This is a genomic window from Streptomyces tropicalis (genome assembly GCF_029269835.1).
In the GTDB taxonomy this organism is placed as follows: Bacteria; Actinomycetota; Actinomycetes; order Streptomycetales; family Streptomycetaceae; genus Streptomyces; species Streptomyces tropicalis.
The window spans coordinates 19,077-32,605 of the sequence record NZ_JARJBB010000012.1 but is presented as its reverse complement, the minus strand read 5'-3'; the positions used below and the strand labels follow the sequence as shown (position 1 = coordinate 32,605).

The 13,529-nt window shown below is 74.8% G+C and carries 13 protein-coding genes; 7 read left to right on the top strand and 6 right to left on the bottom strand.

Annotation, left to right across the window (positions count from 1 at the left end):
* Positions 1-60 precede the first annotated feature (60 nt).
* From P3H78_RS22035 to P3H78_RS22025, 3 genes are all read left to right on the top strand, one after another.
* A complete protein-coding gene (locus P3H78_RS22035) occupies positions 61-510 on the top strand; it encodes an ATP-binding protein (RefSeq protein WP_276110820.1) in 450 nt (149 codons plus the stop codon).
* A 300-nt stretch (positions 511-810) separates the two neighbouring features.
* A complete protein-coding gene (locus P3H78_RS22030) occupies positions 811-1,683 on the top strand; it encodes a SigB/SigF/SigG family RNA polymerase sigma factor (protein WP_276110819.1) in 873 nt (290 codons plus the stop codon).
* A 302-nt stretch (positions 1,684-1,985) separates the two neighbouring features.
* A complete protein-coding gene (locus P3H78_RS22025; protein WP_276110818.1) occupies positions 1,986-2,417 on the top strand; it encodes a hypothetical protein in 432 nt (143 codons plus the stop codon).
* A 143-nt stretch (positions 2,418-2,560) separates the two neighbouring features.
* Here P3H78_RS22025 and P3H78_RS22020 read toward each other — a convergent pair whose 3' ends face one another.
* Together P3H78_RS22020 and P3H78_RS22015 are read right to left on the bottom strand one after the other, a co-directional pair.
* Entirely contained in the window at positions 2,561-4,837 is a 2,277-nt protein-coding gene (locus P3H78_RS22020; protein WP_438828013.1) for an FUSC family protein, read from the bottom strand.
* Positions 4,838-4,933: 96 nt separating this feature from the next.
* Entirely contained in the window at positions 4,934-6,298 is a 1,365-nt protein-coding gene (locus tag P3H78_RS22015) for an NAD(P)/FAD-dependent oxidoreductase (protein ID WP_276110816.1), read from the bottom strand.
* A 318-nt stretch (positions 6,299-6,616) separates the two neighbouring features.
* Here P3H78_RS22015 and P3H78_RS22010 point away from each other — a divergent pair, with 318 nt between their 5' ends.
* Both P3H78_RS22010 and P3H78_RS22005 read left to right on the top strand, forming a co-directional pair.
* Complete coding sequence (locus P3H78_RS22010; protein WP_276110815.1) at positions 6,617-7,435, top strand: methyltransferase domain-containing protein; 819 nt, start codon at positions 6,617-6,619, stop codon at positions 7,433-7,435.
* Between the two features lie 206 nt (positions 7,436-7,641).
* A complete protein-coding gene (locus P3H78_RS22005; RefSeq protein ID WP_276110814.1) occupies positions 7,642-8,079 on the top strand; it encodes a MarR family winged helix-turn-helix transcriptional regulator in 438 nt (145 codons plus the stop codon).
* A gap of 6 nt (positions 8,080-8,085) precedes the next feature.
* Here P3H78_RS22005 and P3H78_RS22000 read toward each other — a convergent pair whose 3' ends face one another.
* From P3H78_RS22000 to P3H78_RS21990, 3 genes are all read right to left on the bottom strand, one after another.
* Positions 8,086-9,858 (bottom strand): PP2C family protein-serine/threonine phosphatase, encoded by a 1,773-nt coding sequence (locus P3H78_RS22000; RefSeq protein WP_276110813.1) that lies wholly within the window; start codon positions 9,856-9,858, stop codon positions 8,086-8,088.
* Between the two features lie 71 nt (positions 9,859-9,929).
* On the bottom strand, positions 9,930-10,274 hold the full coding sequence (locus tag P3H78_RS21995; protein ID WP_276110812.1) for an ATP-binding protein: 345 nt from the start codon (positions 10,272-10,274) through the stop codon (positions 9,930-9,932).
* Positions 10,275-10,468: 194 nt separating this feature from the next.
* Positions 10,469-11,653 (bottom strand): PP2C family protein-serine/threonine phosphatase, encoded by a 1,185-nt coding sequence (locus tag P3H78_RS21990; protein ID WP_276110811.1) that lies wholly within the window; start codon positions 11,651-11,653, stop codon positions 10,469-10,471.
* A 162-nt stretch (positions 11,654-11,815) separates the two neighbouring features.
* Between P3H78_RS21990 and P3H78_RS21985 the strand changes: the two genes are divergently transcribed.
* Entirely contained in the window at positions 11,816-12,301 is a 486-nt protein-coding gene (locus P3H78_RS21985; RefSeq protein ID WP_276110810.1) for a MarR family winged helix-turn-helix transcriptional regulator, read from the top strand.
* Positions 12,302-12,405: 104 nt separating this feature from the next.
* Here P3H78_RS21985 and P3H78_RS21980 read toward each other — a convergent pair whose 3' ends face one another.
* A complete protein-coding gene (locus tag P3H78_RS21980) occupies positions 12,406-12,798 on the bottom strand; it encodes an STAS domain-containing protein (protein ID WP_276110809.1) in 393 nt (130 codons plus the stop codon).
* A 358-nt stretch (positions 12,799-13,156) separates the two neighbouring features.
* On the opposite strand from P3H78_RS21980, the gene P3H78_RS21975 reads away from it, so the two are divergent.
* Positions 13,157-13,486: an STAS domain-containing protein gene (locus P3H78_RS21975; RefSeq protein ID WP_276110808.1), complete on the top strand. Its 330-nt coding sequence runs from the start codon at positions 13,157-13,159 to the stop codon at positions 13,484-13,486.
* Positions 13,487-13,529: the final 43 nt, after the last annotated feature.

The following is a 13,529-nucleotide window of genomic DNA, read 5'->3' as shown; positions in this document are numbered from 1 at the left end:
GCACCGCCTCCCCGGTTCCGGCCGGGTCCGGCTTCCCTACGGCAGGCAGGGAGCGAGTACATGTGCGAGAGGCACAGGACCCACCCCGTCGTCACCGAACCCCACGCCGAAACCCGGGCGCCCGGGCCCGCCGGGACGTGCAGACCGGCCGACGCGCGGCGCGAGGTGGAGCGCGCGATCGACGCGTGCTGCCGCGCCGCCCGCACCCGCTGCGACGCCCATGCCGTCGAGGACGCCCAGCTGGTCGTCTCGGAGCTCACGACCAACGCGATCCTGCACGGCGGAGGCGTGACGGACTTCCACGTGGACGTCGTGGGACACGGTGTGCGCGTCTGCGTGAGCGACGCGAGCGACCGACTGCCGGTGACCCGCCCGCCCGTCGATCCGCGCGGCCGGCGGCGGGTCGACGGGCGCGGCTGGCCGATCGTGTGCCGGCTGGCACGCGACGTCCAGGTCTCGGACCTGCCCTCCGGCGGCAAGTGCATCACCGCCGTACTGCCGTTGTTCTGATCCCGGCACCCGTACACGGCTGCGGCCGATCCCGCCGGGCGCCCTCGCTCCCGTGCCCGCCGCGGCCCCCTCGACCGGCGGGGCCGGCCGCCCCGTGTGGCGGAAAAACATGGCCGGTGCACACGGATGACGGGAAGCGGAGTTTGTTCCCTCGACTCCAGGGCAGGCGGAAGTTCGTGCTTCGGACCGGAGGCGCGCCAGCGGGAGCGGCAGGACTGCTCCGGGCGGCCTTTCGGGTACGCCGGGCAGCTCCCCCTCCCGCGGTCATTCCCTGGAACCACCGCTCAGGAGCGATTCCGCATGCCCATTGATATGTCGACAAGCCGTCACGGAACAGCCGTGGACCGGAGCGCGGTCGGCCGGCGGTCCCACGACGACGCCCCCGACACCGCAGTCCTGTTCCGGCGGCTGGCGGCCCTGGAGGAGGGGCCCGATCGGGAGGCGGCCCGCGACGAGCTCGTGGCGGCCTGGCTGCCCATGGCCCACCGCATCGCGAGCCGCTTCCGCGACCGCGGGGAGTCCATCGAGGACCTCCGCCAGGTCGCTGCGCTCGGCCTGGTCAAGGCGATCGACCGGTTCGATCCGGACCGCGGGGCCTTCGAGAGCTACGCCGTCCCCACCATCACCGGAGAGGTCAAGCGGCACTTCCGGGACCGGATGTGGGCACTGAGGGTGCCCCGCCGCATCCAGGAGCTGCGCAACAAGGTCCGCGTCGCCCGCCGCGAACTGACCCAGGCCCCGGGCGCCCCCGAGCCGTCCGCCGCCGCCATCGCCGCCCACACCGGGCTCACCGAGGAGGAGGTCGGCGCCGGGATGGAGGCGCTGGAGAGCTTCAGCACCCTCTCGCTGGACGCCGAACTCTCCTCCGGCGGCGAGGGACAGAGCCTCGCCGACACCCTCGGCATCGCCGACTCCTCGTACGACGTCGTCGTGGACCGCGAATCGGCCAAGGAGGGGCTGCGCCGGCTCCCCGAGCGCGAACGCGCCATCCTCTACATGCGGTTCTTCGAGGACATGACGCAGAGCCGCATCGCCGACCGGCTCGGCATCTCCCAGATGCACGTGTCCCGGCTCATCACCCGCAGCTGCGCCCGCATACGCGACGAGGTGCTGGCGGAGCACACGGCCGCCGAGCGGCCCGCACGGCTCACCGGCGGCCCCGGCCGCCGGTGAGCCCGCCGGGACGTCCCTCGCCTCCGGCGGCCCCGCTCCGCTCCCGTCGCCGTGTGCAGGCGGTCCCGCGGGGACCCGCACCCCTGCCGCTGCCCGGACCCGCTCCCCGCGCGTCCGGGCAGCGCCGCGGGACGGCGACCGGAACACCCGTGCGCGGGACTCCCCGAGAGGTCCGTCCCCGAGGCCCCGGCTGCGACGCCCGGGACCGGCGAGCCCGCCCGCCGCACCCGCTCCGACCAGTCACTTCTGCCGTGAACCTGCTCCCGCGTCTGAATCCCGTCGGCCGGGGGAACACGGACGAGATGAACGAAGACGAGATTCCGCCCGACGGCCGGGCCGTGGAGGTGTACCTCGACCTTCTCCGCGTCCGGATGCCCGAGGAGGACTACGAGCAGCTGCTCGGAGTCGTCGACCCGGTGCTGCGCGCGATCCACGAGCGGGGCCCCGCCACCGTCGACTTCCCGCTGGAGGGCGCCCACGCACAGGGCCTGCCCCAGGAGATCCGGGACGAGGCCGCCCTGGTCATCGCCACCGCGGTGACCGGACGGCTCGACAACGAACTCGTCGTCCTGGACATCGACGAGACCGGCCCGGTCCGGGTCGTCACCGACGCCGCGACCGCGTCGGACCCGGAACGCCTGACCGAGATCGCCGACTACATCCGCGACCGGCACCGCGAGACCGAGGAACTACGGGGCATCGCCGAGGCGAGCGACCTTCCCGCCGACTTCTGACGGCCCCGCCGCGGACCGGGCGGCGCGCCGCACGGCGGCGCCCGGCCGGGAGCCGGGGGCGCTCCGCAAGCGCCGATGCCGCCGATGCCCCGGCCCGGCGATCCCGCCCGTCGTACGGGCGGGCCGGATCCGCACGGGCGTGATCAGGGCGTGCGGGTGGCGACCGGGGCGTGCAGCGGGCGCGCCAGGCCCAGGACCGCCTCGTCCAGCCGCTGGAGATGGCGCAGGACCCGGCCGGTGACCCGGTCGACGCGGGGGGAGCCGGGCCCGTCCGGCTCCAGCAGCGCGGCGATGCTCGGCCCGGTCTCCAGCTCCCCGTCGGCACGGCCGTCCCGGACCTGCGCGGCGATCACCGCGATGTTGTGGGTGATCCGGCCGCAGGCCCGCCGCAGCCGGGGGTCCGCCGCGATGGACGGATGCGACGGCAGCAGCTCCGCGGTCGCGGCCAGCGACCGCGCGTGGTAGGCGCACGTCTCCAGGAGCGCCACGACGTATTCCGCCGTACTGCGCCGCGAGCGCAGCGGGGTGATGGGGTGGGTCAGCGGCTGCGTGGCCGCCCGCAGGTCCCCGAGCGCCTGGTCCAGGTCGCGCGCCCGGTCCAGCAGGTCGACCGGGGGAGCCCCGCTGAGCTGGTCCACCGCCGCGCCCGCCACGTCACCCAGTCGGTCCAGCACCGTCACCAGCAGCTCGTCCGTCCGCCGGCCGGTGTGCACCGGCAGCACCAGCGCCGCCGCGATCACCCCGCAGGCCGCCCCCAGCGCCGTCTCCTCGATCCGCAGCACCAGCACCGACAGGCTGTACGTGTGCAGCAGGGTGTACAGCAGGCCCAGGGCCGCGGTGACGAAGAACGACATCAGTGTGTACGACAGCGGGGCGGTGTAGAACATCGCGAAGACGAACAGCAGCACCAGCGCCATCGCCGTCCACGTGTGGTGCCCGACGAGCCCCGCCAGCACGATGCCCGCCACGACGCCGAGCACGGTGCCCAGCAGCCGCCGGTAGCCCTTCACCAGGATCTCGCCCGTGGACGAGGTGTTGATGAAGACGATCCAGCACGTCAGCACCGCCCAGTACCAGCGCTGGCTGGACAGGAACTCCCCGCCGGCGATCGCCAGCGCGGAGCCCACGGCGACCTGGACGGCGGCCCGCGTCGTGGGCCGCCGGAGCCCCGTCGGCCCCTCCTCGCCGTCCTCCTCCAGCTCGGCGCCCTCGATGGCCGCGTTCTCGGCGTCCAGCTCCTCCCGGGACCTGGCCGTGGCCGGCGTGTCGTCCGATTCGTCCTGCGGGCCGTCCAGGGCGACCCTGAGCCCCATCACCGCCCGGGCCGCCTCGCCGATGCCCCGGAAGACGTCCTGCACGGCCGGCGGGGCGTCCGGCAGGTTCTCGCCGTCCCGGTAGCCGAGGAGCCGGTTGCGCACGTGGGACACCGCCGTGCCGCCGCTCTCCTCGACCGGCCGCAGCACCAGCAGCCGCAGCGCCCCGAGGTCCCGGTGCAGAGCACCGGTCGCCTCGTCCCGCACCGCCGGCCCGCCGCCGGAGGGCGCGGGCGCGCCGGGCAGGTGCAGGGTGAGCGTGTGCGCGCGCTCGCTGCTGCGGGCGGTCAGCAGGAGCAGTCCCAGCCGCTCGGCGGCGACCTCCGCACCCGCGATCCGCCGCTGCACCAGCCGCGCCACGCCGTCGTCGAGGGTCCCCTCCTCCAGCCGGCCCTGGATCATCATGGCCGTCTCGTGCAGCCGCGCCGTGCGCTCCCGGAGGTCCTCCAGGACCTTGTCCACCTCGTCGCGCCCGGCGTCGAGCAGCTCCAGCTGCGCCGACACCAGCTGCGCCAGCCGCACCCGGAACGCCTCGCGCAGCCGCTGCAGGATGCCCGCGGGCGTCTCCCACACGACCGCGAACCGGACGACCGCACTGGAGGCGAAGGCGACCGCGACGACCACGCAGAGCCCCGGCAGCGTCGCCGGGGAGGCGCCGACGAACAGGGACAGGAAGTACACCTGGAAGCCGATGAGGCCGAGCGCGGTGCCCCGGTCGCCGAACCGGCGGCCGTAGACCGCGCAGAAGATCAGCACCACGAAGAAGACGTCCCCGGCCACCACCCGCGTGTTCAGCAGGGCGCCCAGGGACAGCGACGCCAGGGCCACCGGCAGCCCGAGGGCCAGCGTGACGGCCTGACCGGTGCGCTGCTGCTCACGGATCGCGAAGGTGGCCACCATCGACGCGATCGCACCGGCCACCAGATGCGGCACGGGCGCGCCCAGCACGGTGAGCAGGACCAGGGTCAGGGCGATCGCCCCGGCCGTCCGCGATCCCGCGGCCAGTCTCAGCAGTCCGGGATCGGCCGCCGTGACCCGATCCTTCAGCCGTGCCCCGATGGACCCCTCCGCTGCCCTCACGCCGCCGTACTCTCTCCCGCTCCGCATGATCGTCCGCACTCCAGCATGGCATGCCGCCGCCGGAGCGCGGCAGGCGCCGTCCGGCACGGCGGGACCGTGCCGGACGGCGCGGGCGGCCGTGCCTCAGGACCGCTGGGGCTGCGTCCGTCCGACGTGCGCGCGCACCTGCTCCGGCGTCAGGTAGGCGTCCGTGTACTCGAAGTCCTTCAGCGTCGCCGGCTTGCGGGACTGGAAACCGGTGCGCACGAAGTCGTCTCCGGCGACCGCGTTGAGCATCCAGTTCGTCAGGACCCGGGTCTTGGCCACGTTCGTGCGCAGCGCCCCCAGGTGGTAACCGCGCGCCACGGCCTGCGCCGGCACGCCGTGCAGTTCGATGCCGAGCGGCTTGGAGACCGCGTCCTTCCCGCCCAGGTCGACGACCAGGCCGAGGTCCTTGTGCTCGTACGGCTCCAGCGGCCGGCCCCGCAGCGCCGCGATGACGTTGTCGGCGACCTTCCGGCCCTGCCGCTGCGCGTGCTGCGCGGTGGGCGGGCAGACCGCCCCGTCGCCCTTCGCCAGATCGGGCACGGCCGCGGAGTCGCCGAGCGCGAACACCCCGTCGTGGCCCGGCACGTTCATCTCCGCGGTGACCGCGAGGCGCCCCTTGACGGTCTCCGCGCCGAGGGTGGCCATCAGCGGGCTGGCCACCACCCCGGCGGTCCAGATCAGTGTCCGGGTGGGCACCACCCGGCCGTCCGTGAAGGTGACCTCCTCCGGACCGGCCTTGGCGATGGAGACGCCCAGCGAGATCTCGATGCCGCGGCGCCGCAGCACCTCCTGCGCGCTGCGGCCCAGCTTGTCGCCCAGTTCGGGCATCAGCTTCGGCGCGATGTCGATCAGGTGCCACTTGATCAGGCCCGGGTCGAGCCGGGGGTAGCGCTTGACCGCGGCGTGCGTCAGCCGCTGCAGGCAGGCCGCGGTCTCGGTCCCGGCGTATCCTCCGCCGACCACCACGAACTGCAGTCGCGAGGCCCGTTCGGCCGGGTCGTCGCTGGCGTCGGCCAGGTCGAGCTGCGAGATGACGTGATCGCGGATGTAGGCGGCCTCGGCCAGCGTCTTCATGCCGAAGGCGTGGTCCGTCAGGCCCGGGATGTCGAAGGTCCGGGTGACGCTGCCGGGAGCCAGCACGATGTAGTCGTACGGCTCGTCGACGAGGTGGTCGGTGATGGTGCGCACCACGCAGACCTTCGCCCTGAGGTCCACGCCGATCGCGCCGCCCGGGATGATGCGGGTGCGGTACTTGCTGCTGCGGCGCAGGGAGACGGCGATCGACTGGGGCGTCAGCACGCCGGAGGCGACCTGGGGCAGCAGCGGCAGGTAGAGCTGGTAGGAGAACGGCGTCACCAGAGTGACGTCGGCCTCGTCCGGGGCGAGTTTGCGCTCCAGGCGGCGGACGCACTCGACTCCGGAGAAGCCGGCTCCAACCACCAGGATCCTGGGTCGTGTCACGGTGTTCTTCCCTTCTGCGGCTCCAGGCGGTCTGCCTCGACGTCTTGCGCCTGCCCCAGGACCGCGCCCTTCGCACCTCATCGATCCCGGCCGTCCCACCGGTCGGACACGGAAGGCGGACGCATCCGCCCAGCACCACCATGCCCGCCGCCGGCAGCGGGCGCATCGGACGGCCCGACGCGCGGGACGGCACGAGAGCGTCCACGGCACCGCGGGGGAGGGGGTGCGGGCACGGCGCCGCAGGGGAGCGGGGCGGTTGTACGAGCACGGTGCTGCGGGGGGAGGCGGGAGCGTGGCGGCAGGCCCTAGAGTGCGGGCATGGGGGAGACAGCGCCCGGATCGGGTTTCCGCACACAGCACATCGCCGCCACCGACGTCCAGCGCCTGGTGGCCGCGCTCGATCTCCAGGACGCCGCGGCGGGCGTGCGCCGGCTGCGCTCCTGGACGCACGACACGCTCGCGCCGCGCTCCGGGCAGCGGGTGCTGGACGTCGGCTCCGGCACCGGCTCCCAGACCGTCCGGCTCGCGGACGCCGTCGGCCCGGAGGGGGAAGCGTGCGGCGTCGAGCCCAACCCGGGCCTGCGCGCCGTCGCCGAGGAGCGGGCGGCCGCCGCCGGCAGCCGGGCCCGCTTCACCGACGGCGACGCGCTCGCCCTGCCCGCGGCCGACGGATCGGTGGACCTGGTCTGGTGCGAACGGGTGCTCCAGCACCTCACCGAGGCGGACCGGGCGGTCGCCGAGATGGCCCGCGTGGTGCGCCCCGGCGGCCGGGTCGCGCTGCTGGACACGGACTGGGCCACCACGATCCTGCATCCGGGTGAACCGGAGGTGATGGCGGCCTACACCGCCGCCGCCGTCGCGGCCGCCGCCAACCCCTACGCCGGCCGCCGGCTCGCCGGGCAGCTGGAGGCGGCGGGACTGGTCGTCGAGGACCGAGGCGCGCAGGCGCTGCTGCAGGACCACCGTGCGGTGCCCTGGCCGCTGGTCCGCATGCTCGGGGCGTCCGCCGTGCGCCGCGGCCTGCTCACCGAGGACCAGCGGGACCGCGCCCACGCCGGTCTGGAGGAGGCCGCCGGACGCGGCGGCCTGCACATGTCCGTCACGATGTTCGCCGTGGTCGCCCGCCGCCCGTCGTGACGCCCCCGGACACCGCCGGTGCCGGGCCGGGGCCCGGGAGGACCTTCCGGGGCCCCGCGCGGCCGGCCCCGCGACCTACCCCGGAAGAGTCCGTGTATACCCCCGCCATCCGGGTAGCCCGACGTACATGACAAATGCGGCGGTCGAGGGGACCCGAGGTGGGCTGTGAACAGGACCCCGAGCATGGGCACCGGACCGCCCGGCAGGTGACCGACGCCGTGGAGAGCCTGGTGGCCCTCTGGTTCTCCGCGGCCGAGGAGGTCACCCCCGGGCTGCCGGCCCGTCAGCTGCTCGCACTGAAGACCCTCCGCCACCGCCCCGAGCTCAACCTCACCGCGCTGGCCGACCACCTCGGCATCGGGCTGCCCACCGCCAGCCGGCTGTGCGACCGGCTGGAGGCGGCGGGCCTGCTGGAACGGACGGTCCAGCCGCTCAACCGGCGCGAGGTGCAGCTCGTGGTGACCGCCCACGGACAACGGCTCCTCGCCGAGGTCACCGAGGGCCGGGTGCGCCGACTGGCGGACGTCCTCGCGCTGATGACGCCGGGTCAGTCCGCGGCCCTGCACCGGGGGCTCCTCGCCTTCGACCAGGCGCACCGGCCCCCGGCCCGGCCGCCGCGCCGGCCGCGACCGCCCGTGCTGTGAGCCGGTTCAGCTGCGGCCGGCCGCCCGCAGCCGCCGCGCGTCCCGGTCCTGCGGACCGGTGCCGCCGTCGATGTGGCAGAGCAGCAGGCACACGTCGTCGTCGCGCTCGGAGTCGCTGAGCAGCGGGCCGAGGATGCGGTCCGCCGACTCGTCCAGGCCGGCGTCCAGCTCCGCCGTCCCGAACGATCCGAGTGCCGAGGCGAGACGGGCGATGCCGGGGTCGATGCCCTGCGCCCGGCGCTCCACGAGGCCGTCCGTGTAGAGGGCCAGCGTCGCCCCGGGGGAGAGCGGGACCGTGTGGTCCCGGATCTGCTGCCGCAGCGGGATGCCCAGCATCGCGCCGGGCTTGTCGTCGAGGATCTCCACCCGCCCGTCGGGCAGCCGCAGCACCGGTGGCGGATGCCCCGCGGCCGCCCAGGTGACCGTCGGATCGTCCGGGTGGAACCGCGCGATGACCGCCGTGGCGTAGAGGTCGGGCTGGAGATGGTGCAGGAACGTGTGGAGCCGGGTCAGGAGCTGCCCCGGGCTGCCGCCGTCCACCGCGTACGCCCGCAGTGCGGTGCGCAGCTGGCTCATCATCACGGCCGCGCGCAGCCCGTGCCCGGTCACGTCGCCGACGACCGTGATCAGGCTCCCGTCGGGCTGCCGGAACGCGTCGTACCAGTCGCCGCCGATGTTGAGGCCGTGGGTGGCCGGCAGGTACCGTGCGGCCAGCCGCAGGCCGGGCGTGGTCGGCAGGTCGGTGAGCAGGGCGCGCTGCAGTGTCTCGGCGATGTCCCGGTTGTGCTCGAAGCGGCGCGCGTTGTCGATGGCGATGCTGGCGCGCCGGGTCAGCTCGATCAGCATGACCGCGTCGTCGGGGTCCCAGTGCTCGCCCGGAGGCGTCAGCGTCAGCACGCCGAGCGGGGCCCGCCGGGTGGGCAGCGGCATGCACAGCAGGGGGTGTGCGCCCCCGGCCGCGGACGCCGGCAGGTCGTCGACGCCGGGCAGCCCGCCGGGGTGGTCGGCGGCGTACTGCGGGCGCCCGGTGCGGGCCGCGATCACGGCGGCCGCGGGGTGCGGCGCGCTCCCGCCCCTGCCGTCCTCCTGCTCGAACAGCCAGACGTCGACGTTCCGGGCGTACTCGGGCACCAGCAGGTCGGGCAGCCGGCACACGATCTCGTCGTGGTTGAGGGAGGCCGTCAGCACGGCGCTGGCGTCCGCGAGGAACGTCAGCCGGCGGCGGGCGCTCTCCGCCTCGGTCCGTGCCGCGCGCTCGGCGGCGAACGCCTCGCGCTGCGCCCGTCCGGCCGCGTCCAGCTCGGCGTGCAGCGCGAGCACGCCCTGGTTGGTCTGGTGCAGCTCCTCCCGGTGGAAGGAGACCAGCTCCTCCTGCTCGGCGAGCTTCTCCAGGGCCACCGCGGTGTCCTCGTCGGCCCCGAGCAGCGCCTCGGCCAACGCGGCCGGGTCCCTGGGCACCTCGCCGTCGGCGCCGTCGGCGGTCCCCGAGCAGGCGACCGCGCTCCGCCACGGCTCCGCCCCGGTGGCGCCCGTGCCGTCGGCGGCCACGGTGGCGCGCAGCACCGGCGCGGCATCGGGGCCGGCACCGGGAGCGGTGATCTCCAGCAGGAGCTGCCAGGTCCCGCCCTTGGTGAGGCACTGCCGCAGCTGGGCGCTGAGGGCGGTGGCCAGGCGGCTCCGCTCCATGGTGGGCACGCCGTACGCGGCGGCGAGCCGCGCGGTGGCGATACGGGCCCGTGCCGCGTCGGTCACATTGGTGATCTGCCAGGTGCGCATCATGGGAGGTCCGTCGGGATCGGGGTCGGTGCTGCCGGTTCGGAGGCGGGGGCCGGGACAGCCCCGGTGGGGCATCATGCCTCCTCCCGGGGACGTGGGGGACCGGCGGCCCACGACGCCGCGGCGGCCGTGGCGCCGGCGCGGGGAGCGCTCTCGACCGTGAACCCGTGCGCCGTGCGCCGGGCCCCGCGGGGCCCCCTGCCCGGACCGCTGCCGGAGGTGCGGCCGTCGGCCGGCGCCCGCTCCACGCCGGCCGTGCCCTGCCCCTCGTCGCCGGAGGCGGGCCGCAGCCGGTGCGCCCGGTCGTCGGACACCCGTGCTGCCGCCGGCCGCCCGGCGCCACCGCGCACCAGCGTGTTCCGGGCCTGCTCACGGGCAGCGACCGGCTCGGTCTGCGCGACCAGCGCGTGCTGCGGCACCTGCTCCCCTCTCGTCCCGTGTCGTGCGGTGCATCGCTCCGAACCCGTCGGCGCAACGAGACGGCGATGAGACCTTTGCCGGGCGACAACTGTAGCCGCGGGCCCACCGCGGACGACAGTGTGTCCCTGCGGAGCGGTCCGGTCGGAGCACGCGGGCCGGCCCCCTGCACGGACGGCGCGTGCCTGGTCGGCCGCTACATCCCGGGCCGGTCGCCGAGCCAGTCGACGCACGCGACGAGGGCGTCGTCGTCCGGTTCCGGACGGCCGCGGTGGCCGGTCAGCTCCCGCAGGACCGCGGCGGGCACATCGGCCGCGGGAAGGAGCACGGTGGCGGCGATGGCCCGGCTCAGTGCCTGGTCCCCGTACGGCTCGCCGCCCGGCGCGGCCACCCCGTACACGCCGTCGCTGACGAAGATCAGCCGGTCGCCGGGGCACAGCGTGAACTCCTGGGCGACGTAGTCGGTCTCCTCGAACATGCCGAGCGGAAGCTGCTGTTCGAAGGGCACGGCGGTCACGGTGCGGTCGCGCACCCGCAGCATCCGCGGGGAGCCCGCGTCCACCACCTGCACCCGGCCGGTGGCGAGGTCCAGGTCCAGCAGCAGCACCGACAGATAGGACTGCCCCTGGTAATGCGCGTAGATCGCCTGGTCGGCGAGGGCGGCCTGGTCCGCGATCGGGATGCCCGCCCGGCGAGCGTTGCGCAGCGCGTTGATGCCGAGGTTGGTCAGCAGGGAGGCCTCGATGCCCTCGCCCATGCCGTTGGTCACGTACAGGATCAGCCGCCCGGCGGACACGGACCAGTCGAAGTTGTCGCCGAACACCGCGTACGCGGGCTCCAGCTGGGCGCCGAACGCGTACGCGGGCCCCGCGCAGGAGCGGGCCGGGAGCAGCTGCCACTGCATCTCCGCGGCGAGCGTGAGCCGGTCGGTGCGGCGGGCCTGCACGTACAGGTCCGTGTCGCGCTCGGCGACGACGACCTCGTGCCCCAGCGCGCGGGCCACCTCGGTCATCTCCTCCATCCACGGCGCGTCGCGCTCGGTCTCCGGGACCGTCAGGGTCAGCACACCGAGCCGGTCGCCCCGCACGGTGACGGGGAAGTGGGCCCGCGTGGTTCCGGATCCGGCGTCCTCCACGAAGGGCTCCTGCGCCCCGAACGCGCGGCCCGGCGCGCTGCTGTGCATGGGCAGGACCCGCCGCTCCTGCGGCTCCGCGGACACCGACTGCAGCACGGTCAGCCCGTAGTCGGCCATCAGGAAGTCGACGCTCTGCGCGGCGAACCGACGGCACAGCACCTCACGCAGGTCGTCCACCACCCGGTGCGGAGCCGCGGAGTGCAGGGCGTGCAGGGCGCCCTCGAGTCTGTTCACGGTGTCGGTCACGCCATTTCTCCTCAGCTGCGGCGACACGGAGACGGCGACACGGGGGTACGGGAGCGCCGCGTCCGCGCCGAGGGGCCGGACCCGCCGCTCCCATTCTGGTCCCTGTCACGGCCGCTGTCCCGCCACCGGTGAGCTGACAGCGCGGGGGAAGCCTGGGAGAGTGTGACCGTGACGTACTCCACCCCGCGCCCGCAGCCGCCCGAGGTGGCGCGCGTGACCTCGGAGGCGGCCGAGCTGCTGGAGGTCCTGTGGGGGCGCGCCTCGACGGCGCCGGTCTCCGCCTCCCAGCTGCGGGTGCTGTTCATCCTGGAGCACAACGAGGGCATCAACCTGCGCACACTGGCCGACACCCTCGGATCCACGCCCCCGTCGACGAGCCGGCTCTGCGACCGCCTGGAGGCCGTGGGCTTCGTCCGGCGGCAGACGGCCGCCACCAGCCGCCGCGAGGTGCAGCTGGAGCTGAGCCGCCGCGGGCACGCCTTCCTCGCCGACCTGCGGGCCCGGCGCGAGACGGCCCTGCAGTCCGTCCTGGAGCGGATGCCGGCGGCGCAGCGGGCGGCGCTGCTCACCGGCCTGGAGGCGTTCTGCGCCGTCGCGTCGGAGCGGATCCACCACGCCCACGCACCGGACGGCGCCCGCACGGCCTGACGACGGCCGTCCTCATCGCCTCCCGTGGGTGCTGCCCCCGCCGGACCCGGGCGCGCCGGCCCGGCGGGGCACCGGGCCGGCGGCGCGCGGTCCGCGGGGATCTCTCAGGCCTGCGGCTCCTCGGGCCGGTCGGACACCCGGTCGGCCAGGGCGAGCGCCTCGTCGGCGTCCTCCGACACCGGCACCGTGATGCTCACCCCCGTCAGATCGAGGATGCGCCGCACCGCGGGCGTGGGCGCGATGATGTGCACGCTGCCCGGTTTGTCGCGGACCTCCTGGTACACCCGGAGGATGATGTTCATCCCGGAGGAATCCATGAAGGGGACGCCCGACAGGTCGAGCAGGAAATGGCGACGGCCGTGGTGGAGCTGGTTCGCCAGATGGGCCTGCAACTCGGTCGCGGTGTCGACGTCCAGGTAGCCCTCCACCGTGAGCAGGGCGACGTCCGCCCGCGGCAGGGTCACCTCGACGGACAGGGGGTTCTGGGCAATGGGCACGGAATCCTCCAACAAGTGCTACGGCCAGGGCTGGTTCCCCGGCGGGCGCCTTCGATGCACGCCGACCCCGCACGGATGCGGTGATCAACCTCTCATCGGCGCCGGCGCGCGGTGAGCCGTCCGGACCGCAGGAGCGCGGGCCGCCTCGCCGACACCGGTCTCATGCCGTACCCCTCCGCCTGCGGGTCCCGTACTGCCCACCGCGCCCCGCGCGTACCCCCGAACGGCCCAGCCATTCCTGCCCGTGCCCGCCTCCGTGGCCAGGGGGTTCGACGTGACGCCGCGGGCGTGACACGGTGAGGGGGAGCCCCCGGGCCGCACACGGCCCGAACCCCCGTCAGAGAGGGGGGCCGAACGGATGGGCACACACGTCTCACTGAACCCCGGCGGCACCACCGCCACCCTCACGGTCGACACCGACATCGACGACCAGACCCGGCCCGATCTGGAAGCGGCCGCCGCGGCCCTGCCCGCATCGGTGTGCGACCTCACCCTGGACCTCGGCCGCGTCCGCTTCGTGGACAGCGCCGTCCTGCACCTGATCCTCGCCGTACGGGAGTGCCTGGGCCCCGACGGCGGCCGGCTGCAGGTCGCCGGCCTCGGCCGGCAGCCCAGCAGACTCATGGGCCTGGCCACCGACCTGTGGCCGGAGGCCCGTTGGGAGGAGTACCTCCCGGGTGCCCGCTGAGGTGTGCTGATCACGAACGTCGGCACCGTTCGTGATCAGCACA

Bases quoted from the DNA above. Each gene is read 5' to 3' on its own strand.
- P3H78_RS22035 (WP_276110820.1), top strand. From the start codon at position 61: ATGTGCGAGAGGCACAGGACCCACCCCGTCGTCACCGAACCCCACGCC.
- P3H78_RS22030 (WP_276110819.1), top strand. From the start codon at position 811: ATGCCCATTGATATGTCGACAAGCCGTCACGGAACAGCCGTGGACCGG.
- P3H78_RS22025 (WP_276110818.1), top strand. From the start codon at position 1,986: ATGAACGAAGACGAGATTCCGCCCGACGGCCGGGCCGTGGAGGTGTAC.
- P3H78_RS22020 (WP_438828013.1), bottom strand. From the start codon at position 4,837: ATGCGGAGCGGGAGAGAGTACGGCGGCGTGAGGGCAGCGGAGGGGTCC.
- P3H78_RS22010 (WP_276110815.1), top strand. From the start codon at position 6,617: ATGGGGGAGACAGCGCCCGGATCGGGTTTCCGCACACAGCACATCGCC.
- P3H78_RS22000 (WP_276110813.1), bottom strand. From the start codon at position 9,858: ATGATGCGCACCTGGCAGATCACCAATGTGACCGACGCGGCACGGGCC.
- P3H78_RS21975 (WP_276110808.1), top strand. From the start codon at position 13,157: ATGGGCACACACGTCTCACTGAACCCCGGCGGCACCACCGCCACCCTC.